The following is a 21,055-nucleotide window of genomic DNA, read 5'->3' as shown; positions in this document are numbered from 1 at the left end:
CGTCGGCGCGATCGTGGCGGGCACGACGCTGGTGACCGTGGCATGGACGACGGCATCGCCGAGAGCGGGTTGGGCCACGTTGGCCTACAGCGCGGCCATCGTCGCGATGTTCAGCGTCAGCGCCGCCTATCACCGCGTCCAGTGGCGTCCCACCACCGAACTGTGGATGAAGCGCGCCGACCACTCGCTGATCTTTGTCTTCATCGCGGCCAGTTACACGCCGATCGCCCTGCTGGGGATGCCCGGCAACACCGGCTCCCGCGTCCTGACCGTGGTGTGCGTCGCGGCGGCAGCGGGCGTCGCGATGAAGTTGCTGTGGCCGACGGCGCCTCGATGGCTGGGTGTCTCGCTGTATCTCATCCTGGGCTGGACCGCGGTGCTGTACACCCACACCTTGTTAGACCATGCCGGCCTGACGGTGGTGCTGTTACTCCTCGCCGGCGGCGTGCTCTATAACATCGGCGCCGTGTGCTACGGGCTCGCCTGGCCCAACCCGTGGCCGCAGACGTTCGGCTTCCACGAGTTCTTCCACGCGTTCACCGCGGCCGCGGCGGCCTGCCACTACGTCGCGGTCTGGGTCGTCGTGCTTTAGAACTCCGCGATCACGTCTCGTCGGCGACGTCGTGACGATCCTGGTGACCACCCGGCGCTTCCGGATCGTCGTTGCGGTGGTCCAGTTCGTCTTGCAGTTCGCGCTGTTCGTCGGTCGCTTTCGTCGCGTCCATGGGGGTGGCCGGGGGATCGTTCGGCGTTGACATGCCGGCAGGATCGCCCGTTCGCTCCCCTACGAAACCGGGGTGTGAGAGAACCGACATTGGTAGGGCGCTAACTATTAGGGCACTATGGATTTGTGACCACGACGCTTCCCCATGTTGACCCGCTCGCGCTCGAGCACCAGGTGTGCTTCGCGCTCGCGGTCACCAACCGGGCGGTGCTGGCCGTCTATCGCCCGCTGCTCGAACCGCTCGGCATCACCCATCCGCAGTATCTGGTGATGCTCGCGCTGTGGGACCACGAGAAGGCGCACGCGACGGGCGATGGGCCGGCCAGACCGCTGTCGGTCAAGGACATCGCCCGCTCGCTTCAACTGGACTCGGCGACCCTTTCACCGATGCTCAAACGCCTCGAGACGCTCGGTCTGATCACTCGGTCACGCAGTGCCGTCGACGAACGCGCCACCGATGTGCGGCTCACCGAGGAAGGACTGCGACTGCGACGACGCGCGCTGAAGATCCCACCGGCGGTGGTCGAGCGGCTCGGCGTCGACCTCGACGAACTCGAGCATCTGCGCAACGTACTCACCCGCGTCAACGCCGCTGCCCTCGCTGCCGGCGCACTCGACACCTGAGAACCCAAGGAGTAGCCGTGGCTGCCGCCCGCCCCAACATCGTTCAGTACATCGCTTATTCGTATGGACGTCGCCTTCCCGACTCCATGCGCGAGTGGGTGAAGCGCGACCTCGCCGGGCCAGGTGCCCTGCGTCGCCACATGATTCGGATGGCGATACCTCCGCTGCTCGTGTTGGCGCCGCTCTGGTTGCTGCCGGCGTCACTGTACGTGCACCTGGAAATGACTGTGCCGATCTACACATGGGCCATCCTGATGGCACTCGCCCTCAACAAGATCTGGCGCCGCCACCGCCTCGCGCAGCACGGGATCGACCCGAACCTCGTCGACGAGCTCAGGCGCGAGAGGAACGCACAGATGCACGAGGACTACGCTCGCCGCTACGGTCCCCGCCCCGAAGAGGCGCGCTGGCAACAGAACAGCAGCCCTTTCTGACGTTCGTCGTGGCCTACGAGAACAGCGACTGGCCCAGGTATTCGCCCGGTTCGGCTCCCGGCAGGACGGCGAACGTAGCCGAGCCGATCGTCGTGATCCACTCGTTCAGCGCGTCCGCCGCCGCGAGACGCCGCTGCACCGGAGTGAACTGTGCAGCCGGATCCCGTTGGTACGCCGCGAAGATCAAGCCGCTGTCAGTGGTCCGTCCCACCGGTGGCGTGTCGTCGAAGTTGTAGGGACGGCGCAGGAACTGTTCGGTGTCGCTGCGATGCCGCGCCAGCGCCACGTGCGAGTTCGGCGGGATCACCGGAATCCCGTTCTCGGTCGCATCGAGATCCGGTTCGTCGGACTCCAGCCTGCCGGTGAGCGGGGCCCCGGTGTCGAGCCGCCGCCCGACTGCCAGTTCCTTGCTGGCGCGGTCGAGTTCGTCCCACCTGTCCATTTCGGCGCGGATCCTGCGCAACACCAGGATCGTGCCGCCTGCGAACCACGGCTGATCGCCGCCGTCGTCCCAGACGTTTCGATCGAAGCCCGCACCGTCGGTGATGTTGGCGGTGCCGTCGATCTGGCCCATGAGGTTGCGCATGCTGCCGCCGCTTCCCGCTGCGGTGCGAAACCCGCTCTGCCGCCAGCGCGCAGCGGTCATGGTGCGGACGTTCTTGCACAGCACCCGGCTGGTGTGCGCGACGGTGATCGGGTCGTCGGCGCAGATCTGCAGAAGCAGGTCACCGCCGCACCACCGTGGCTCGAGCCGGTCGGTGGGAAACGCGGGCGGTTCGGCCGCGGACCGCGGACGCCGGTCCGTGAGCCCGATCCGGTCGAAGACGGCCGGGCCCAATCCGACCGTGACGGTGAGCCGGGCCGGCCGGTGTGCCAGTTCGGGTTCGGTGTCGGCCAGCGCCGGGGTGCCCTGAGTCAGCCGCTCGGCGTCGGCGGTCCACAGTTTGAGCACCGCGGCCAGCGTCTCGCGCGGAGTGCGCGCGGACCCAGGTTTTAGGTCGAGCCCCACGAACAGCGCATGCGCCTGGGGTGGCGTGGCCACACCGGCCTGATGCCTGCCGTGAAACGGTTCGACCGCTCGGTCGACCGTCTGCTCCGGAACAGCGGATCGCGCGATGCTGGACTGCGTGAGAGTCGCTCCGGCCGCGACCGCGGCGGCGCTTCCGGTCAGGAGGCGCCGCCGGTTGAGCCGCAAAGGCGAGTCCGCTACCCGCTCACCCATGACCGTGGTGCGGCGCCGAACCGCCCGTCGACGGCTGATAGTCCTCGTTGGCTCCGGCGAAGTCACGCACCTGAGCGGTGACGGGCAGCGTCGACCCGTCCTCGAACTCGACGGTGACCGTCACCTCTGAGCCCGGCGGCAGTGGCTTCTTGAGATCCATCAACATCAGGTGATCGCCGCCCGGAACCAACGCGTGTGAACCGTCGGCAGGAATCTGCATCCCGCCGTCCTTGGGGCGCATCGTCTTCGCACCGCCGGCAGCGGCCGCAAGCTCATGCACCTCGACCCGACCGGCCGCATCGGAGCGGCCCGAAACGATCCGGGCCTCGTGGTGTCCGGTGTTGGTGAAGGTACCGAACACCGCTGCCATCCCGGCCTCCGCCGAGTTGGCCCACTGGTCGGTGACCGTCACCGTCGAAGCCATCGACTCCTCGTGTTCATGTTCCTGCGTGGTGCAGCCAGCCGCGAGAACGCTCAATGTGGTCAGCAGAGACGCTGCGCGAGTTACGTTTTCAAGCATTGGTTTTCGACTCCTGTTTTTTGACTGCGCCGACGGCGAGATCGACGAGCATGAACGCCGCGAGGCTGAGCCCGAACAGCGGCAGGGTCCAGCAGAGCGCGAGCGCGCCGACGGCGATTGCGATAATCGCGGCGGGGTGTAGGCGAAAGAACGTGCCGCGCAACGGCGGGCGCCCGACCGCCCAGGCCGATCCGCGCGTGGGCCGTCGTTGCCACCACATGTGGTAGCCGCGGACGACGATCGTGATCAGCCCGATTGCGGTGAGCGCCAACAGAATCTGATTGACGATGCCGAACAGCACGCCCATGTGCGCGTCGATAGCCCAGTCGGTGAGCTTGGCCAGGAACGGCCACTGGGTGAAATCGACTCGGTCGGTGACCGCCCCGGTGTCAGGGTCGACGGAGACCGCGTCGTGCCGGGTCGGCCAGTCGCGCTTGTTCTCCGCCACCTGCCAACCCTGCCCGGCCTCGGCAGGCGGGTACATCCACATCGGTCCGCGCAGTCCCGCGTCGACGGCGGTGCGCAGCACCCTGTCCACACCGTGCAGCAAGGCGTCACCGCCACCGGCGGACGACCCGCCATGGTGGTGGCCGCCCGACATTTCCGACGATCCGGTCAGCGTGGTGTCCACCGTCGGCGCCGTGGTGTCGAGCCTCTCCTGCAGCAGGTTGACCGTCTCCCCGCCGTACCGCGACCAGGTGACGCCGGTGACCGACAGGCCGAGGAGCGCGACGACGGTCCAGACCCCTACTGCCCCATGCCATGACAGCGTGCGGCGGCGGTCCTTCTTGTCACGGTCGGGAACGGCGATGCGCCGCAGCTTTTTGGTGTCGCGGCGGTGTAGGTACCACAGCGCCAGGCCGACCAGCGAGATCACCCACAGCCAGCTTGCCGCCAGCTCACTGTAGTTGCGCCCCACCGCACCGAGATGCAGGTTGCGGTGCAGCTCGTCGAACCAGGCCCGCAGCGGCAACCACTGGCCGTATGTGGTCAGCACGCCGCGTACTTCACCGGTGTAGGGATCGACGAACACGGTCCGCGCGTAGTCGGCCGGCACGTCGTCGACGGCGAGCGTCACCCGCGTCGTCTCGTCGACCGCGGCCGGCGGCCGAATGCTCTCCACCGTGCCCTCGGGGTGCGCCGCCCGCACCGCGGCGATCTGCTCGGCCAGCGACAGCTGTTGCTCGCCGACGTGAGACACGGTGAGTTCGTGGCGATAGACCGCGTTGTCGATCTGAGGGATCACCGCGTACAGCAGGCCGGTGATCGCGGCGATGAGGATGAACGGTCCGACGAATACGCCGGCGTAGAAATGCAGTCGCAACAGCAGCGGGCGAAGGCCGCGCAGCCGTTGCCGGGTAGGCACGTTGGGGCTACGAGTGGTCGTCATGGTATCGAGTGCTTTCGAGCGGACGGCGCACCGAGCGTCGGCGCACCGAGAGTTGGTGTGAGGACTGCGAAAACGCAGCAAAGCGCGATCATTCGACCGCGGCTAACAGATCGGGTGGCGGCTATGCCGCCGTGGCGAACCTCACCGGCGGAGCGCGCATCCCGAGGCCGTAGCTGAGCAGAACAGACTCGGCGACAACGGTTTTGACGGCGGGGCGGGGGCGTTGGTTGCGCGGCCGAACGCCGAGCACGGCGAAGATCCGCAGCCACCGCAGCACCGACACGCAGACGACATAGAGGTATTCGACGGCGGCGATCGCCGCGCCCAGGACGACCGCGGCGCCGATGTGGGCCGCCACCATCGCCGGGGTGAGACCAGCGGCCGAGTGGTGATGGCCTCCGGCGACCACGAACGAGAAGTGGCCCGACAGCTGCGCGAGCCCCAAGGCGCCGGTCACGCCCACGAGGCGGGCGTGGCGACCGTCGAGCGCCAGCCGCGCGACCATCGCGCCCGCGGTCGCGCAGAACAGCATCGCGACGATCAGCGCCGACCCTCGTGGCAGCTCACCGCCGGCGAAAGTGTGAGAGGCCGCGGTGACGATGGCCGAGCACGCACCAACGAGGCCTCCGCGCACCCAGCGTGCGCGCGATCTCGGCGTGCTCACCCGCCGAACTCTACGTCAACCTTCGACGACGACCCCCGCGGCCGCTTCGATCGGCTTCACCACGGCGGTGAAGTCCGAGTCGGCGCCCTCGCTTGCCAATGTCGACTCCCACACCCGCGCGACTGCGTCAGCGAGCTCGGTCGGCAACCCGAGCGCTTTCGCCTCGTCGAGGTACAGCCGGACGTCCTTGACCATCAGCCCGGTTGCGAACCCGTAGTCGAAAGTGCGCGGCAGGACCGCCCGCGGGAACTTGTCCCGGCTGGCGTGGGTGCCGCCCGATCCCGCGTTGAGCACGTCGATCATCACGCGGGCGTCGAGTCCGGCCTTCACGCCGGCCACCACCGTCTCGGCGGTGACCGCCAGCGTGGCCGCCGCGATCAGGTTGTTGACGAGTTTCATCGTCTGTGCCGCACCGGGATTCTCACCGACGAAGGTCGTGCGGCCGATGACCTCGAAGACCGGCGCGCACGCTTCGAAGTGTGCCCGAGGGCCCGAGACCATCACCGCGAGCGTGCCTGCCTGTGCCCCGTGCACGCCGCCGCTGACCGGGCTGTCGAGCGCGGTGATTCCCCGCTCGGCGAGAACCGCGCTGTTGCGCTGCGCCGCGCGGCTGCCGACCGTCGACAGGTCGACGAACCGTTCGACAGCGGTTCCCTGCGCGACCTCGGCGACGACGGACTCCGACGCCTGCGGGGTCGGCAAGCTGGCGAGCACCGTCGCAACCCGGTCGGCGACCTCACGCACCGACGACGCCGGTTGTGCGCCGGACCCGACCGCTCGCTCGACCACGTCGGAGCGGGTGTCACACACCACCACCGTGTGTCCGGCCGCGCGCAATCGCGTCGCGATCGGAAATCCCATGTTGCCCAGCCCGACGAAACCGATGTCCATGCCGCCGCGTCCTACTGCTGCCCGGCGTCGTCGAAGGTCGCACTCGCAACACGAAACGCCTCGACCGCGGCCGGGACGCCCGCATAGACGGCGACCTGAAGGAAGATCTCCCGGATCTCCTCACGCGTGACCCCGTTGATGAGGGCACCGCGGACGTGCGTGCGCAATTCGGTGGGACGGTTCAGCACCGCCAGCATCGCCAGGTTGAGCATGCTGCGGGTTTTGCGCGGCAGGCCGTCGCGACCCCACACCGCTCCCCAGCAGTACTCGGTCACCAGGTCCTGGAACGGTCCGGTGAAATCGTCCGCGCCGCCCGCGGCGTTCTGCACATACGCCTCGCCGAGCACCGCGGCGCGGATCTCTCGGCCTCTGTCGTAAACGTCTCGGTCCACCACTCGAGAGTGGCAGACCGCGACAGCGCCTACTCAGGCGGCGGGCGCAGGCGCCGGCTGGGGTGCTGGCGTACCCGAGAGATGCGACACGGCGTAGGTCGCGCCCTGGGTGGTCATCCCGTTGAAGCTGTAGGAGGCGTGCGCCAAGCTGGGTCCACCGGCGGGAGCGCCGTTGCAGATCGTGTCGCCGTCGGCGCACAGATCGAGGGTCTTGCCGGCGTAGGACGGCCCGATCGTGATCGCCGGTGCACCCATGTCCTGCAGGAACCGAGCGGACGGCTTACCGAACAGCACGACCGCCGCGACATGGTTCGAGATCTCGGTCGGCATCGGGTTCGGGATGTACTGCCGATACTCCGCCGGAATCTCCTGCGGAATCTCGGCGGACGTGACGAACCCCGCGACCGCCGCGCCCTGCGAGTAACCGCCGAGCACGATCCGGGTGTTCGGGCACGCCGCTGCCGTCGACTCGACCTTGCCAGCCGCGTCGCGGATGCCGTCGACGACAGTGCGAGCGAACTGGATGCGGTTGTTGAAGTCGCTGCTGGCCGGGTAGTTGACCGCATAAACGTCCACCGAGCGCGGCGCGGCCTGCGTGCGCACCTGGTCGACGAACGACTGACCGATCCCGCCGACACCGGGCGGCTCGCCGGTTCCACGCGCGAACACCACTTGCACATCCGGACACGCGGGCGGCGGCTGGGCCGCCGCGAGTGGAACCGGCGCGCACAGCAGCGCCGACACGGGCGCGACCAGACCTATCATCCGAGCGATTCGACGAGCGCTCATTCGGTACTCCTATACGTGCATCAACGAAATTGCGACGGCCGTCGCCCGCTTCGTCATACCCGCAAATTTTGCCAGTCAATCCAGGCGCGTCACACGCTGCTCGGCTCGCTTACCTTGACCAGCATCTTGCCGATGTTCGCTCCGGTGAACAGTCCGTTCATCGCGTCCACGCAGGACTCGATGCCCTCGAAGATCGTCTCGCGGTGCAGCAGCCGCCCCTCCTGCGCCCACTGGCGCAGCGGCCCGAACGCCTCATCGAAGCGGCCCCACTCGTCGAGCGCGTTGAACCCCTGCATCATGGCCGTCTTCGACAGCAGGTTGACGTAGTTGGCCGGGCCGGGATGTTCACCGGTCAGGTAGCTGGAGATGACCCCACACAGCACCACCCTCGCCTTGTGCGCCAGCCGGCCGAGCACCGCGTCGAGAATCGGCCCCCCGACGTTGTCGAAGTACACGTTTACACCCTTCGGGCAGTGCTGTTTCAGCGCTGCGGGCAGGTCATCCGCGCGATAGTCGATGCAGGCGTCGAACCCGAAATCGTCGACGACCGCCCGGCATTTGTCCGGCCCGCCCGCGATGCCGACCACGCGGGCGCCGGCGATCTTCGCGATCTGTCCCGCGATCGATCCGGTGGCGCCCGCGGCCGCGGACACCACCACGGTCTCGCCCTGCTGCGGCTTGCCGATGCCGACCATCCCGAAGTACGCCGTCGCGCCGGTGGGGCCGTACACCGACATCACCGCCAGCTGGTCCACCCCGGGGCCCGGCACCGGCGTGGTGAAGATGTCGTCGCGGCTGAGCACGTACTCCTGGAATCCGGTCAGCGTCGTCACCACGTCACCCACGGCGTACGCCTCGCAGCGCGACTCGACCACCTCACCGATCCCGGCCGCGCGGATGACCTCACCGAGTTGCACCGGTGGCAGGTACCCCGGCTGGTCGTTGAGCCAGGTGCGGGCCGCGGCGTCGATGCCGACATAAGTGGTGCGCACCAACGCCTCCCCGTCGGCGGGCTCCGGCGCCGGCGCGGTGACAAGCTCGGTGTCGCCGGGCGCGACGAGCCCAGTGGGCCTGCGGCGCAACACGATCTGGCGGTTCATCAGCCGGGTCACGAAGCGAACCTACCCAGCTGTCCCAAATATGGGATTGATTCGGCTACGAGCGGGTAAATATGCGGCATGCACGAAGTCCACGCGACCACCACGGTTGCCGTCTGCGGCGGATGTGGCTATCCGACACTCGGCTCTAACCTGTGCGCCTACTGCCAGGCCCTGACCGTCGGGCCGACGGCCGCCTGACGGCTTCGATCGCCTAGTTCACCGGCGCATCGAGGATCGGGTGCTGCGCGTTGGCGCCGGGCGCGTCGAAGTGCCACCACTCTCCGCTGTAGACGCGCAGCCCGCCTGCCGCCATCGCATCCCGCAGCCGCGCCCGGTTCGCTTGGGCAGCATCGCTAACTCCCTCGGTGGCGTAGGCGTTCGCGCGCGGGGTGAACTCGTCGAAACCGGTCCCCATGTCGACGGGTTCACCGCCTCGGCTCAGTGTCACGTCGACCGACAGAGCCGCCTCGTGGCTGCGCGCGTACGGCCCGGGTGTGGCCACCCAACCGGCGTCCGGCACCGCCTCGTACATCCGCACCTGCACCTGGTGCGGTCGGTAGCAGTCCCAGAACACGAGTACCTCGCCGCCCGGCCGCAACGCGTCGGCGGCCGCTGACAACCGCGGAGCCACCGACTGGTCGACCAGACACCGGGCGCCCGCGGGATAGAGCTGCTCGCCGACGAAGTTGTTCGGCGTCGCGTACCGCAGGTCGATCACGGCGTCGGGAACGACCGTGCGCACGTCGACCAGACCCGCGGCGGCAGCTGCGTCGGAAACCGGCGGAACCGGCTGCGCCGTCGCGGGCCAGCTCGAGCACAAGGCCGTGGCGCCCGCTGTGATGACCGCCAGGGCTTTACTCATCGTGCGCATCGCGGCCTCTCTCGCATTGGGGTAGTCGCCTACGCTAGTGCGCCTCCTGCCCGGCGATCGACCATCGAAGTGACCCGAGCCGAGGAGACCCGCAATGACCATCACCGCCGAGGCGACGACCGTGTTCGACGCCGATGTGCCGACCCTCTCCTACGAAGACGCACCCACCGCCCACGAAGCACACCGGCGCATCGCCGAGGCGCGTGCGCAGGCGCCCGTCGCGCTCGGCGCGCACGGTCCGGAGCTGCTGCGCTACGAGATCGCCCGCGCCGCGCTTCGCGACCACCGGATGTGCGTACCCGAAGGGCTCGGTCTGGAGGCGCAGGGCATCACGTCCGGGCCCCTGTGGGACCGCGCGATCAGCACGCTGCTCAGTGTCAACGGCGCCACCCACACCCGGTTGCGCAGGCTGGTGTCCAAGGCGTTCACCCCGCGCGCGGTCGGGCGGCTGGACACGACGATCACCGACATCATCACCGACCTGGTCGAGCCCGTTTTGGCGTCGGGGCGGTGCGAGGTCGTCGAGGACATCGCCCGGCCGTACCCGGTGCCGGTGATCGCCGAGCTGCTCGGCGCACCGCGCGAGGACTCGAAGTTGTTCTCCGAGTGGGCCGACGACTTCTTCAAGCTGTTCCAGTGGAACGCAGCCGAACACGAGGCCGTCGTCCTGCAGGCCTGGAGCGAGCTCGACGACTACGTCGACGGCATGGTCGCCGATCGCCGCGATTCGCTGACCGATGACCTGATCTCGGAGCTGATCCGGGCCGAAGACGACGGCGACCGCCTCAGCATCGAGGAATTGCGCATGCTGGCGGCGGGCATCCTCATGGCGGGCACCGACACCACCCGCAACCAGCTGGCCGCGGCGGTGGACGTGCTGTGCGACCACCCCGACCAGTGGGAACTGTTGGCCCAGCACCCCGAACTCGCGATGAACGCCGTCGAGGAGCTGATGCGGTTCTACCCGGTGGTGTTCGGGGCGATGCGGATGACGATGGAGGACATCGACATCGAGGGAGTGGTGATTCCGGCGGGCACCTTCGTCGTGGTGAACACCGCTGCCGCGAACCGCGACCCGGCCGCCTACGACGAGCCCGACCGGCTCGACATCACCCGCAGCGGTGCCGCACCGATGCAGACATTCGGTGCGGGTGCGCACTACTGCCTCGGCGCGAACCTTGCCCGCCGCGAGCTGGCCGAGGCGCTGATCGTCATGACGAGCCGCATGCGCAATCTGCGGCGCACGGCGCCGGCGCAGTGGAAGCCGCTGGTGGGCATCACCGGGCCGGCGGTGCTGCCGATCGAGTTCGACGTGCGCTGAGCGCCCGCGGCAGCGCGCCGGCCACGTCGGTGGTCGTCTCGCCGAGGCCCGCGGCGTGGCGCAGTTCGGCGAACGCGGCGACGAACGCGTCGGTCGCCGTGTGCACATCGTCGAACGCCAGGTCGTCGCACAGCACCGAGATGTTGAGCTGGTCGACGTAGCTCCACACCGTCACGTTCATTGCCGACCCCGCGGCCAGCGGCCCGACCGAATAGATCTCGGTGACCGCCGCCCCGGCGATACGGCCTCGTTCGCGCGGGCCGGGGACGTTGGACACGATCAGGTTGAACAACTGGTTCGGCGCCTCGCGTCGCGACATCCACCGGAAGGTGGTGCCGATGGCCGGGGCCGGAACGTACCGCAACCAGGTGCCGACGGTCCTCGGCCCGAGCAGCCGGTGATCCTCCTTGGCGATGCCGGTCGCCGTCTGGACCAGTCGGACACGCTCCAGCGGGTCGGGAAGCTGTACGGGCAGCGAGACCACCATCGTGCTCAGCTCATTGCCCGCGATCCGCTCCGGTGAGGTGTCGGTCGCCGCGGGGACTGACGCGATCAGCGCGTCGTCGGCGCGGCCGTCCCGCTCGAGCAGCAGCGTGCGCAGGCCGCCCGCGGCGATCGCTAGCACCAGGTCGTTGATGGTCACCTCGAGATGCCTGCTGGTCTGCTTCGCCTCGTCGAGCGACAGCGTCGCGGTCGCGAACATCCGTCCCGGCGAGAGTTTGCGGTTGAGGAACGTCGGCGGCGGCTTGAACCGCTCGGCGAGCTCAGGGTGATCTCGACGCTGGCGAGCCCGCCGCGCAACCCGGTAGGCGCCGGCGACGCCGTCGGCGACCGCGGCAGGAAGGGCCGCGAGCTGGCGGAGGTGGTCACGCCCGGCGAACGCGAGAAGTGATGCTGCCGAAGGCTTTTCGGTGTCGCGACGGATCGACTCGTCCGGCGCTTCGCCCGGCCATTCCATCGCGCGGGCCATGAGGTTGGCGGAGGCGACGCCGTCGGCGAGCGCATGGTGCACCTTGCCGATCACCGCGACGCGGTGCTCCGCGACACCCTCGGCGTAGTACAGCTCCCACAGCGGTCGGCTGCGGTCCAGCGACGTGCTCGCGATCTGGCCGATCAGCGCGTCGAGGCCGGTACGGCCGCCGGGCGCGGGGACGCTCACCCTGCGCACGTGGTAATCGAAGTCGATGTCCGCGCCTTCGCGCCACAGCGGGCGGTGCAGGCCCAGCGGAACCTCGACAAGTTCGTAGCGCAGCGGATCGAGCGCCGGCAGCCGTGACCGGAACGTCTCGAGGAACGCCTCGAACGTCGGCTCCGCCTCGAACTGCGAGGTGTCGACCACCGCGATCTTCAGGGTGTGCTGGTGCACGTTGGGCGTTTCACTGCACAGCAGCAGCGAGTCCCAGCCGCTGAGTCGCTTCACCGCTAACCCTGCGCGCTGGTGTACCACTCGGTCGACGGGAGCCGGTCGCGCACCGACTCGACCGCTGCCACGAGTCCGGCGACGAACTTCTCGGCGGCGAACGTGCACCCGGCGTGCCCGGCTTGCACCTCCACGGTGACGGCGTCGGGTATCCGATCCGCCAGCCAACGCTGCCGGCCCACCCCGAAAGCACGGTCGCGCGTCGTCACCAGCACCGCGGTGGGGACGTCGATCTCGTGCACCCATGTCGACGAGTCGAAACGGATGACTTCGGAAAGGGCGCGGGTGATCGCACCGGGCGACGTGGTCCGTACCTGTCCGAGAAGCCACTGGTGGTCGGCGAGCAGTCCCGGCGCCACCGCGGCGGCCGGCGGCAGCCGACGCGCGGCCGGGCTCAGCGACTCGAGCAGCGCGGCGAAGATTCCGGTCGCGATCCGTTCGTAGCTGGCGCGGTTGACCGCCGCCGCTGCCGCGCACAGCACCAGCCCGCCGACCCGCTCCCGGTGCCGCTTCCAAACAAGTTGTGCGACAAGTGATCCCATCGAATAGCCGACCGGCACGAAGGTGTCCACCCCAAGCACGTCGGCAAGGGCCGCGACGTCGTCGGCGCAGTCCTCCAGCAGGAACCGCGGTGTGGTGATGCCCTGGCCGTGGCCGCGTTGGTCGAAGACGACCACCCGGCCGAGCCGCTGCAGTTCGGTCAGCGCGGGATACCACGTCATCACGCCGGTGCACGCCACCGAATGCAGCAGCACGAAGGTCGGCCCGTCCTGCGGGCCGGAATCGACGACGTAGGTGGTGCCGCGGCGCGGTAGCTCCACGACGCGGCCATCCGGGATGTCGGCGGCCGACGCCAACGCGGGCAACGACGGTAGCCGCGGTGGGGTCAGTTGTTTCGGCCAGTTCCAAGCGATGCCCAAACGATAGAGCGATTGGCGCGCCGCGTCCGCGAATTCGCCGGTCGGCCGCTGAGCACTCGTACAGCGCCACGGGCTTACACTTCGAGCGTGCGCGACGTGCTCGACGAGTTGCTGACCGTGTGGCGGGCCGGCGGCACCGCCGGGGTGGCCACCGTCGTGCGAACGATCCGGTCGGCCCCGCGTCAGCCCGGCGCGACCATGGTGGTCTGTCCCGACGGCACGGTCGCGGGTTCCGTGTCGGGCGGTTGCGTGGAGGCCGCGGTCTACGAGCTCGCCAACGAGGTGGTCTCTTCCGGTCGGCCGCAATTGCAGCGTTACGGCATAACCGACGACGACGCGTTCGCCGTCGGCCTGACGTGCGGCGGCATCATCGACATCTTCACCGAACCGCTGTCGCGCGACTCCTTCCCGCAGTTGGAGGCGATCGCCGAGGACATCGCGGCGCACCGGCCGACCGCGGTGGCGACCGTGATCGCCCATCCTGATCCGCATTGGATCGGGCGCCGGCTGGTGATAGGGACCGCATCGGCGGACGGGTCATTGGGATCGGCGCGCGTCGACGCCGCCGTCACCGATGACGCGCGCGGGCTGCTCGCGGCCGGGCGCACCGGCGTGCTGTCGTACGGCCCCGACGGCCAGCGCCAGGAGTCCGGCATGGAGGTGTTCGTCGCCAGCCACGCGCCGCCGCCGCGGATGCTGATCTTCGGGGCGATCGACTTCGCGGGCGCGTTGGCGCAGCAGGCCGCCATGCTCGGTTATCGGGTCACCGTGTGCGACGCCCGCCCGGTGTTCGCGACACCGGCCCGCTTCCCGGGCGCCGACGAAGTCGTGGTGATGTGGCCCGATCGCTACCTCGCCGAGCAGGCCGAGGCGGGCACGATCGATTCCCGCACCGCGATCTGCGTGCTCACCCACGACCCGAAGTTCGACGTGCCGGTGCTGCAGGTGGCGCTGCGCCTGCCGCAGGTGGGCTACATCGGCGTGATGGGATCGCGCCGCACGCACGACGACCGGCTACGGCGGCTGCGCGACGTCGGGCTGACCGACGTCGAACTGTCGCGGCTGGCCAGTCCCATCGGGCTGGATCTCGGCGCCCGCACGCCGGAGGAGACCGCGGTGTCGATCGCCGCGGAGATCATCGCCCGCAGGTGGGGCGGCGGCGGCAAGCCGCTGAGCGGCACCCGCGGCCGCATCCACCACGACGGATGAGACACCAGATATGGAAATGTCGTTCTCGAATGCGATAACGTCACTCTTTAGACGGCGAGGGGAAGGGTGATCCGGTGACTTCTGCTTCAGCGGAGACTGTCGCGACCCGCTACGCGGGGACCCGCGTGCCACGCGTCGAGGACAACCGGCTGCTCACCGGTCACGGCACCTTCGTCGACGACGTGGTGCGGCCGGGAATGGTGCACGCGTGCTTAGTGCGCAGCCCGTTCGCCAGGGCGACGATCAAGGGCATCGACGCGTCGGCTGCCCTGGCCATGCCGGGCGTGCACGCCGTGTTCACCGCCGACGACCTCAACCCCGACGTCAAAGAGGCCTGGCACGCCGTCGCCGGCAAGGACGTCGCGGACACTCCGCGCCCGCCGCTGGCCGAAGGCGAGGTGAAGTTCGTCGGCGATCCGGTCGCTCTGGTGGTGGCCGACAGCCGCTACCTCGCCGAGGACGCCGCCGACGCGGTGGATGTCGACTATGAACCGCTGCCTGCGATCGCCGACTTCACGAAGGCCGTCGGGTCGCCGGTCGTGGTGCACGAGGCCTACCCCGACAACGTCGCGGGCGGGATGGGTGGCGCCCCGCCGGACGAGGAGACGTTCGCCAACGCCGCGCACACCGCGTCGGCCAACGTGTACCAGCAGATCTACGCCCCCGTGCCGATGGAGTGCCGCGGCATGGTCGTCGAGTGGACGCCGGCGACCGAAGAACTGACCATGTGGGCCTCGACGCAGACGCCTCACGAGTTGCGCGCGTTCTGTGCGCGGCTGCTCGGCATTCCGGCGCACAACGTCCGGGTCATCATGCGTGACACCGGCGGCGGCTTCGGCCAGAAGGTCGTGCCGATGCGTGAGGACATGTGCATCATGCTGGCGGCACGCAAGGTGCCTTCCGCGTTGAAGTGGATCGAGGACCGGCGCGAGAACCTGATGTCGGCCGGGCAGGCCCGCCACGTCGACGGCACCGCGCGCGCGGCGTTCGACGAGGACGGCAACATCCTCGCGGTCGACATCGACTTCGCCTACGACATCGGTGCCTATCCGACGCCGTACCCGGTGCTGACCACCGCCGCGGTCGGCATGTTCTTCCCCGGCCCGTACCGGGTGCCGAAGGCGAGCTTCAACTACAAGACGGTGTTCACCAACACGGCCGGACTGGCCGCTTACCGTGGGCCCTGGCAGTACGAAACCCTCGCGCGCGAAGTGCTTTTCGACATCGCGGCCCGCAAGATGGAGATGGACCCGGTCGAGTTGCGCCGCCGAAACATCCTGCGCGGCGACGAGATGCCCTACTTCAACCCCAACGGCATGCCGTATGACCACGTTGCGCCCGCCGACACCTTCGAGCAGGCCGTGAAGATCCTCGACCACGAGGGCTTCCGCAAGGAGCAGGCCGACGCGCTGGCCGACGGGCGTTACATCGGCCTGGGGTACTCGGCCTACATCGAACCGACCGGCGCGGCAACGGGTCACCTCGCGACCGAGGGCGCGACGATCCGCATGGAGCCGACGGGCAAGATCAACGTGTACGTCAACGGCGGCTCGACCGGCAACAGCATCGAGACCACGGTCGTGCAGTTGACCGCCGACGCCCTGGGCGCCGACATCGCAGACGTCTCGACGATCCAGGGCGACACCGCGGTAACGCCGTACGGCGCCGGTACACAGGGCAGCCGCAGCGGCCCGATGACTGCCGGCGCGGTCGCCGAGGCCGGCGCCATGCTGCGCAAGCAGCTCCTCGCGATGGCGGCGCCGCGCCTGGAGGCCGAGGAGTCAGAACTCGAGTTGGCCGACTCGCGGGTCAGGGTGCGCGAAAACCCGGGCAAAAGCGTGACTTTCGCCGATCTGGCCTACCGCGCGTACTACGAACCTGCACAGCTGCCGCCGGGCGTGGCGACCTCCTTGGAGGCAACCGCGAGGTTCATGTCACCGCCGGAGGCGATGATCCACTGGGCCAACGCCACCCACGCGTGCACCTGTGAGGTCGACATCGAGACCGGCCGCGTCACGCTGACCCGGTACATCGTCAGCGAGGACGTCGGCCCGATGATCAACCCGAACGTCGTCGAGGGCCAGATCGCCGGCGGCACCGTGCAGGGCATCGGCGGCGCGCTGCTTGAGGACATGGTCTACGACGACGACGGCAACCCGCTGTCGAGCACGTTCGTCGACTATCTTTTGCCGACGGCCACCGAGGTGCCCCCGATCGAGTACGGCCACGTCGAGATCCCCGGCCCCGGCGTCGGCGGATACAAGGGAGTCGGTGAGGGCGGTGCCATCGGCGCGACGCCGGCGGTGATCAACGCCATCAACGACGCGCTGGCACCACTCGGTGTCACGCTGACCCGTCTGCCCGCCAGTCCGGCCGCGATCGTCGAGGCGATCGAAGAGGCCAGCAACTCGCGAAAGTAAGGAAGCAGCAGTGGAACTCAACAACGAATTTCGCGTTGCGGTGCCCGCCGCCAAGACGTGGGAGGTGCTCACCGACGTCGAGCGCGTCGCGCCGTGCCTGCCAGGAGCCACCCTGCTCTCCGTCGACGGCGACGACTTCACCGGCGCGGTCAAGGTCAAGGTCGGCCCGATCACGGTGTCCTACCAGGGCAAGGCGTCGTTCCAGGAGAAGGACACCGCGGCTCAACGCGTCGTGCTCAAGGCCGAAGGCAAGGAGACGCGCGGCAACGGCAACGCCGCGGCGATCGTCACCGCGCAGCTCAAGGAAGACGGGCCCGGCGCCACTGCTGTCTACATCAACACCGACCTGACGATCTCGGGCAAGGCCGCGCAGTTCGGCCGCGGCGTGCTCGCCGACGTCGCGTCCAACCTCATCGGCCAGTTCGCGAAGTCGCTGGAGGCCAGCGTGCTCGGCGACACGGGCACTGCGGCCCCGACGACCGAAGCGGTCACCGCCGCAGCGCAGCCCGAGGCCGCTGAGTCGATCGACATGCTCAAAGTCGTTGCGCTGCCGTTGGCCAAGCGGGTCGCGCCGGTGGCGGCCGGCCTCGCCGCCGGGGTCGCCGTCGGCTTCCTGTTCGGGCGACGCCGCAAGAAGGCGCCGGCCGCCGCGCTGGCCGACGACCTGCAAGCCGCGCTGGCGCGACTGCTGTCGTCATGAAGGCCGCCCCGTTCGCCTACCACCGCCCCGAGTCGGTCAAGGAGGCGGTCGATTTGCTCGCCGAGTTCGGCGACGACGCGAAAGTCCTTGCGGGCGGCCAGAGTCTGGTGCCGATGCTCGCGATGCGGTTGACGCACTTCGAGAACCTCATCGACATCTCCCGCATCGACGAGCTGCGCAGCATCGACCTGATCGACGGCGAGGTACGCGTCGCCGCCGGGACGCCGCACGCCTTCGTCGGGCTGGATGACGAGGTCGCCGAATCGGTTCCGCTCCTGACATTGGCGACGCCGCACATCGGACACTTCCAGATCCGCAGCAGGGGAACGCTGGGCGGCGCGGTCGCGCACGCGGATCCCGCCGCGGAGTACGCGGCCGTCGCGCTGGCGCTCGACGCGCAGATCGACGTGGTGTCCTCGACGGGTTCACGCACGATCGCGGCCAAGGATTTCTTCACCGGGCTGTGGGAGACCTCGTTGCAGCCCGGCGAGCTGCTGACCGCGGTGCGCTTCCCGGTCTGGGGTGAGCGCAGCGGGTTCGGCCTCGAGGAGTTCGCGCGCCGCCACGGCGACTTCGCGATCGCCGGGGCCGCGGTGGCGGTGGAACTCGACGGCTCCGATCGGGTAACCCGTTGCGGCATAGGACTGTTGGGCTTGGGCTCGACACCGCTGCGGGGCAGCGCCGCCGAACAGGCCGTCACCGGTAGACCTGTCAGTGACATCGACGCCGAGGAAGTCGGCAGGCTGGCGCTGAGCGCGCTCGACGACATCCCGTCCGACTTGCAGGGGTCGGCCGCATACCGGGCCAAGGTGGGGGCGACGATGGTCGCGCGCGCCTGGTCGAAAGCCACCACGGAGGCCAACGATGCATGACATGCCGGTCGAGATGACGGTCAACGGACGCACATTCGCCGCCACCGTGGAACCGCGGCTCACGCTGGCGGACTTCCTGCGCGAGAAGTGCGGGCTGACCGGAACGCACCTCGGTTGCGAACACGGTGCCTGCGGTGCCTGCACGGTGCTGGTCAACGGTGACGCGGTGCGCGCGTGCTTGATGTTCGCCGTGCAAGCCGAGGGCATGGAGGTCACGACTGTCGAGGGCATCGGAGGCCCGAACGGCGAGCTGTCGCCGGTGCAGGCCGCGCTGCGCGAATGCCATGGTCTGCAGTGCGGGTTCTGCACGCCGGGCTTCGTCACCTCGATCACCGCGCTGCTGCGCGACAACCCCGAACCCACCGACGAGGAGATTCGCGAAGGGCTCTCCGGCAACTTCTGCCGGTGCACCGGTTACCAGGGAATCGTCAACGCCGTGCACCGTGCGGCCGACATGGCCTAGGCTCAACCGCCATGCGCATCGCGGTGACGGGAGGGACCGGCTACGTCGGCGCGCATTGTGTGCGCGCGCTGCTCGAAGGCGGACATCAGGTTCGGCTGCTGGTGGCGCCCGATGCAGAAGGCGCACCGGTGCTGGAGCGATTCGCAGCGCTCGGCGATATCGAGACGCTGGCCGGAGACATCCGGGCCGCCGAGACGATCGACGAGCTGCTCGACGGTTGCGATGCGGTGCTGCACGCCGCGGGCGTGGTGGGCACCGACAAGCGACGCACCGAACTCATGTGGGAGATCAACGCCCACGCCACCGAGGCGGTACTGACCCGCGCGACCGCGGCGGGCCTCGATCCGGTCGTGTCGGTCAGCAGCTACAGCGCGCTGTTCCCGCCGCCGAACGGTGTCATCGGCCCCGACACGCCCACCGCGCCGGGACGAAGCCCGTACGCGCGGACGAAGGCCTATGCGGACCATGTGGCGCGTCGGCTGCAGGCGCAGGGCGCGCCCGTCGTCGTCACCTATCCGTCGAGCGTGGTCGGTCCGGCCTTCCACACCGCACCCGGTGTGACGGAACGCGGCTGGGCGCCGCTGGTGCGCTCGGGCGTCGCGCCGCGACTGCGCGGCGGGATGCAGATGATCGACGTCCGCGATGTCGCCGACGTGCACACCGCTCTGATGAAACCCGGGCTCGGTCCACGCCGCTACGTGTGCGGCGGCGAGCTGATCGCATTCGACGACATGATCACGGCCCTGGAGCGCGGTACCAACCGGCGTTTCAGGCGAATCCCGTTGAGCCCGGGCTTGTTTCGGCTCATGAGTCGGGCCGGTGAGGCGTTGGGCACGGTCGTCGACCTCGGCGACGGCCTGACCTACGAGGCGGCGCTGCTGCTCACCGCGGCGACGCCGACCGACGACTCGGCCACGATCGAGGATCTCGGCGTGACGTGGCGTTCCCCGGTGGACGCGATCATCGCGTCATTTCAACAGCAGGAGTCGCTGCAGTAACGGCGGGTGGCTAGCGGTCCGGCTCGGTGCGCGGGCCGAAACCTTCCGGCGACTCACCCGCGGTGGCGTGCCTGCCGATGTGGGACTCGGCGCGCATCCGGTCCACCATGTGCGGGTAGTGCAGCTCGAAAGCCGGCCGCTCCGAACGGATCCGGGGCAGCTCGGTGAAGTTGTGCCGCGGCGGCGGGCACGACGTCGCCCACTCCAGCGAGTTGCCGTAACCCCACGGATCGTCGACGGTCACCGGCTCGCCGTACCGCCAGCTCTTGAACACGTTCCACGTGAACGGCAGCACCGACAGGCCGAGGACGAACGCGCCGATGGTCGAGACGACATTGAGCGTGGTGAACCCGTCCGACGGCAGATAGTCCGCATACCGGCGCGGCATACCCTCGTCACCGAGCCAGTGCTGCACCAGGAACGTGGTGTGAAAACCGATGAACGTCAACCAGAAATGCAGCTTGCCCAACCGCTCGTCGAGCAACCGGCCCGTCATCTTCGGGAACCAGAAGTAGATCCCCGCATACGTGGCGAACACGATCGTGCCGAACAACACGTAGTGGAAGTGCGCCACCACGAAATAGCTGTCGGTGACGTGGAAGTCCAGCGGCGGGCTGGCCAGCAACACACCGGTGAGCCCGCCCGCCAGGAACGTGACCGCGAACCCGACGGAGAACAGCATCGGTGTCTCGAAGGTCAACTGCCCCTTCCACATCGTGCCTATCCAGTTGAAGAACTTGATGCCCGTCGGCACCGCGATCAGATAGGTCATGAAGGAGAAGAAGGGCAACAGCACCGCGCCAGTCGCGAACATGTGGTGCGCCCAGACGACCACCGACAGCGCCGCGATGCCCAGCGTCGCGTACACCAGCGTGGTGTAGCCGAAGATCGGCTTACGGCTGAAGACGGGGAAGACCTCCGTGACGATGCCGAAGAACGGCAACGCGATGATGTAGACCTCAGGGTGCCCGAAGAACCAGAACAGGTGCTGATACAAGATCGGACCGCCGTTGGCCGGGTCGTAGATGTGCGCACCCAGATGGCGGTCGGCGGCCAGACCGAACAGCGCGGCGGTCAGGATCGGGAAGACCATTAGCACCAGAATCGAGGT

At 68.8% G+C, this 21,055-nt stretch carries 23 protein-coding genes; 10 read left to right on the top strand and 13 right to left on the bottom strand.

The features are described from left to right. A partial coding sequence (locus A5663_RS18980) for a hemolysin III family protein (RefSeq protein ID WP_156744555.1) occupies nucleotides 1–592 on the top strand: 592 nt, incomplete at its 5' end. A gap of 10 nt (nucleotides 593–602) precedes the next feature. On the opposite strand, the gene A5663_RS23415 is transcribed toward A5663_RS18980, so the two are convergent. After that, nucleotides 603–758, bottom strand: a complete 156-nt coding sequence (locus tag A5663_RS23415; protein ID WP_197503464.1) for a hypothetical protein — start codon at nucleotides 756–758, stop codon at nucleotides 603–605. A 92-nt stretch (nucleotides 759–850) separates the two neighbouring features. On the opposite strand from A5663_RS23415, the gene A5663_RS18975 reads away from it, so the two are divergent. Both A5663_RS18975 and A5663_RS18970 read left to right on the top strand, forming a co-directional pair. Beyond that, nucleotides 851–1,348: a MarR family winged helix-turn-helix transcriptional regulator gene (locus A5663_RS18975; RefSeq protein ID WP_068152638.1), complete on the top strand. Its 498-nt coding sequence runs from the start codon at nucleotides 851–853 to the stop codon at nucleotides 1,346–1,348. 17 nt (nucleotides 1,349–1,365) lie between these two features. Beyond that, nucleotides 1,366–1,782 (top strand): DUF5313 domain-containing protein, encoded by a 417-nt coding sequence (locus A5663_RS18970; RefSeq protein ID WP_068152636.1) that lies wholly within the window; start codon nucleotides 1,366–1,368, stop codon nucleotides 1,780–1,782. A gap of 13 nt (nucleotides 1,783–1,795) precedes the next feature. Here A5663_RS18970 and A5663_RS18965 read toward each other — a convergent pair whose 3' ends face one another. The 9 genes from A5663_RS18965 to A5663_RS18925 all read right to left on the bottom strand — a co-directional run bounded on the left by A5663_RS18965 (nucleotide 1,796) and on the right by A5663_RS18925 (nucleotide 9,612). Beyond that, on the bottom strand, nucleotides 1,796–3,004 hold the full coding sequence (locus tag A5663_RS18965) for a Dyp-type peroxidase (RefSeq protein ID WP_068152633.1): 1,209 nt from the start codon (nucleotides 3,002–3,004) through the stop codon (nucleotides 1,796–1,798). Next, a complete protein-coding gene (locus A5663_RS18960) occupies nucleotides 2,997–3,524 on the bottom strand; it encodes a copper chaperone PCu(A)C (RefSeq protein ID WP_068152630.1) in 528 nt (175 codons plus the stop codon). The genes A5663_RS18965 and A5663_RS18960 overlap by 8 nt, the downstream gene beginning before the upstream one ends. After that, complete coding sequence (locus A5663_RS18955; protein ID WP_082974241.1) at nucleotides 3,517–4,914, bottom strand: PepSY domain-containing protein; 1,398 nt, start codon at nucleotides 4,912–4,914, stop codon at nucleotides 3,517–3,519. Before A5663_RS18955 ends, A5663_RS18960 begins: the two co-directional genes overlap by 8 nt. A 121-nt stretch (nucleotides 4,915–5,035) precedes the next feature. Then, entirely contained in the window at nucleotides 5,036–5,578 is a 543-nt protein-coding gene (locus A5663_RS18950; protein ID WP_068152627.1) for a hypothetical protein, read from the bottom strand. A 15-nt stretch (nucleotides 5,579–5,593) separates the two neighbouring features. Continuing rightward, entirely contained in the window at nucleotides 5,594–6,469 is an 876-nt protein-coding gene (locus A5663_RS18945) for an NAD(P)-dependent oxidoreductase (protein ID WP_068152624.1), read from the bottom strand. An 11-nt stretch (nucleotides 6,470–6,480) separates the two neighbouring features. Next, nucleotides 6,481–6,861, bottom strand: a complete 381-nt coding sequence (locus A5663_RS18940; RefSeq protein ID WP_068152652.1) for a carboxymuconolactone decarboxylase family protein — start codon at nucleotides 6,859–6,861, stop codon at nucleotides 6,481–6,483. 33 nt (nucleotides 6,862–6,894) lie between these two features. Further along, nucleotides 6,895–7,626, bottom strand: coding sequence for a cutinase family protein (locus A5663_RS18935; RefSeq protein WP_304443158.1), 732 nt, complete (start codon nucleotides 7,624–7,626; stop codon nucleotides 6,895–6,897). A 113-nt stretch (nucleotides 7,627–7,739) separates the two neighbouring features. Continuing rightward, nucleotides 7,740–8,762 (bottom strand): NADP-dependent oxidoreductase, encoded by a 1,023-nt coding sequence (locus A5663_RS18930; protein ID WP_156744554.1) that lies wholly within the window; start codon nucleotides 8,760–8,762, stop codon nucleotides 7,740–7,742. A 199-nt stretch (nucleotides 8,763–8,961) separates the two neighbouring features. Continuing rightward, nucleotides 8,962–9,612 carry a M15 family metallopeptidase gene (locus A5663_RS18925; protein WP_068152644.1) on the bottom strand — a complete coding sequence of 217 codons (651 nt, stop codon included), beginning with the start codon at nucleotides 9,610–9,612 and terminating at the stop codon, nucleotides 8,962–8,964. 103 nt (nucleotides 9,613–9,715) lie between these two features. Between A5663_RS18925 and A5663_RS18920 the strand changes: the two genes are divergently transcribed. After that, a complete protein-coding gene (locus A5663_RS18920) occupies nucleotides 9,716–10,942 on the top strand; it encodes a cytochrome P450 (protein ID WP_068152616.1) in 1,227 nt (408 codons plus the stop codon). Here the strand turns inward: A5663_RS18920 and A5663_RS18915 are convergent. Both A5663_RS18915 and A5663_RS18910 read right to left on the bottom strand, forming a co-directional pair. After that, complete coding sequence (locus A5663_RS18915) at nucleotides 10,899–12,362, bottom strand: wax ester/triacylglycerol synthase family O-acyltransferase (RefSeq protein ID WP_068152614.1); 1,464 nt, start codon at nucleotides 12,360–12,362, stop codon at nucleotides 10,899–10,901. The two genes, A5663_RS18920 and A5663_RS18915, sit on opposite strands and share 44 nt — an antisense overlap. A 2-nt stretch (nucleotides 12,363–12,364) precedes the next feature. Beyond that, on the bottom strand, nucleotides 12,365–13,282 hold the full coding sequence (locus tag A5663_RS18910) for an alpha/beta fold hydrolase (protein WP_231976832.1): 918 nt from the start codon (nucleotides 13,280–13,282) through the stop codon (nucleotides 12,365–12,367). Between the two features lie 87 nt (nucleotides 13,283–13,369). Here A5663_RS18910 and A5663_RS18905 point away from each other — a divergent pair, with 87 nt between their 5' ends. The 6 genes from A5663_RS18905 to A5663_RS18880 all read left to right on the top strand — a co-directional run bounded on the left by A5663_RS18905 (nucleotide 13,370) and on the right by A5663_RS18880 (nucleotide 19,944). Then, nucleotides 13,370–14,491 carry an XdhC/CoxI family protein gene (locus A5663_RS18905; protein WP_068152612.1) on the top strand — a complete coding sequence of 374 codons (1,122 nt, stop codon included), beginning with the start codon at nucleotides 13,370–13,372 and terminating at the stop codon, nucleotides 14,489–14,491. Nucleotides 14,492–14,565: 74 nt separating this feature from the next. Next, nucleotides 14,566–16,911, top strand: coding sequence for a xanthine dehydrogenase family protein molybdopterin-binding subunit (locus tag A5663_RS18900; RefSeq protein ID WP_068152609.1), 2,346 nt, complete (start codon nucleotides 14,566–14,568; stop codon nucleotides 16,909–16,911). 10 nt (nucleotides 16,912–16,921) lie between these two features. Further along, the gene (locus A5663_RS18895; RefSeq protein ID WP_068152607.1) at nucleotides 16,922–17,611 is read left to right on the top strand and encodes an SRPBCC family protein; all 690 of its coding nucleotides are present in this window, start codon (nucleotides 16,922–16,924) and stop codon (nucleotides 17,609–17,611) included. Then, on the top strand, nucleotides 17,608–18,483 hold the full coding sequence (locus A5663_RS18890) for a xanthine dehydrogenase family protein subunit M (RefSeq protein WP_068152605.1): 876 nt from the start codon (nucleotides 17,608–17,610) through the stop codon (nucleotides 18,481–18,483). Before A5663_RS18895 ends, A5663_RS18890 begins: the two co-directional genes overlap by 4 nt. Further along, the gene (locus tag A5663_RS18885; protein ID WP_068152602.1) at nucleotides 18,476–18,946 is read left to right on the top strand and encodes a (2Fe-2S)-binding protein; all 471 of its coding nucleotides are present in this window, start codon (nucleotides 18,476–18,478) and stop codon (nucleotides 18,944–18,946) included. The genes A5663_RS18890 and A5663_RS18885 overlap by 8 nt, the downstream gene beginning before the upstream one ends. 11 nt (nucleotides 18,947–18,957) lie before the next feature. Beyond that, on the top strand, nucleotides 18,958–19,944 hold the full coding sequence (locus tag A5663_RS18880) for an NAD(P)-dependent oxidoreductase (protein WP_068152599.1): 987 nt from the start codon (nucleotides 18,958–18,960) through the stop codon (nucleotides 19,942–19,944). Nucleotides 19,945–19,954: 10 nt separating this feature from the next. Here the strand turns inward: A5663_RS18880 and A5663_RS18875 are convergent. Then, the coding region (locus tag A5663_RS18875) for a cbb3-type cytochrome c oxidase subunit I (protein ID WP_197503462.1) at nucleotides 19,955–21,055 on the bottom strand (1,101 nt) is incomplete at its 5' end.

Origin of the sequence: Mycobacterium sp. E740, from assembly GCF_001672895.1 — a bacterium.
In the GTDB taxonomy this organism is placed as follows: domain Bacteria; phylum Actinomycetota; class Actinomycetes; order Mycobacteriales; family Mycobacteriaceae; genus Mycobacterium.
The sequence above is the reverse complement of the archived record's forward strand: the minus strand, read 5'-3'. Positions and strand labels throughout refer to the sequence as shown.

Excerpts from the sequence above, each read along its gene's own strand:
- A5663_RS18960 (WP_068152630.1), bottom strand. The coding sequence starts at position 3,524 with ATGCTTGAAAACGTAACTCGCGCAGCGTCTCTGCTGACCACATTGAGC.
- A5663_RS18945 (WP_068152624.1), bottom strand. The coding sequence starts at position 6,469 with ATGGACATCGGTTTCGTCGGGCTGGGCAACATGGGATTTCCGATCGCG.
- A5663_RS18955 (WP_082974241.1), bottom strand. The coding sequence starts at position 4,914 with ATGACGACCACTCGTAGCCCCAACGTGCCTACCCGGCAACGGCTGCGC.
- A5663_RS18965 (WP_068152633.1), bottom strand. The coding sequence starts at position 3,004 with ATGGGTGAGCGGGTAGCGGACTCGCCTTTGCGGCTCAACCGGCGGCGC.
- A5663_RS18935 (WP_304443158.1), bottom strand. The coding sequence starts at position 7,626 with ATGATAGGTCTGGTCGCGCCCGTGTCGGCGCTGCTGTGCGCGCCGGTT.
- A5663_RS18880 (WP_068152599.1), top strand. The coding sequence starts at position 18,958 with ATGCGCATCGCGGTGACGGGAGGGACCGGCTACGTCGGCGCGCATTGT.
- A5663_RS18885 (WP_068152602.1), top strand. The coding sequence starts at position 18,476 with ATGCATGACATGCCGGTCGAGATGACGGTCAACGGACGCACATTCGCC.
- A5663_RS18920 (WP_068152616.1), top strand. The coding sequence starts at position 9,716 with ATGACCATCACCGCCGAGGCGACGACCGTGTTCGACGCCGATGTGCCG.
- A5663_RS23415 (WP_197503464.1), bottom strand. The coding sequence starts at position 758 with ATGTCAACGCCGAACGATCCCCCGGCCACCCCCATGGACGCGACGAAA.
- A5663_RS18890 (WP_068152605.1), top strand. The coding sequence starts at position 17,608 with ATGAAGGCCGCCCCGTTCGCCTACCACCGCCCCGAGTCGGTCAAGGAG.
- A5663_RS18925 (WP_068152644.1), bottom strand. The coding sequence starts at position 9,612 with ATGAGTAAAGCCCTGGCGGTCATCACAGCGGGCGCCACGGCCTTGTGC.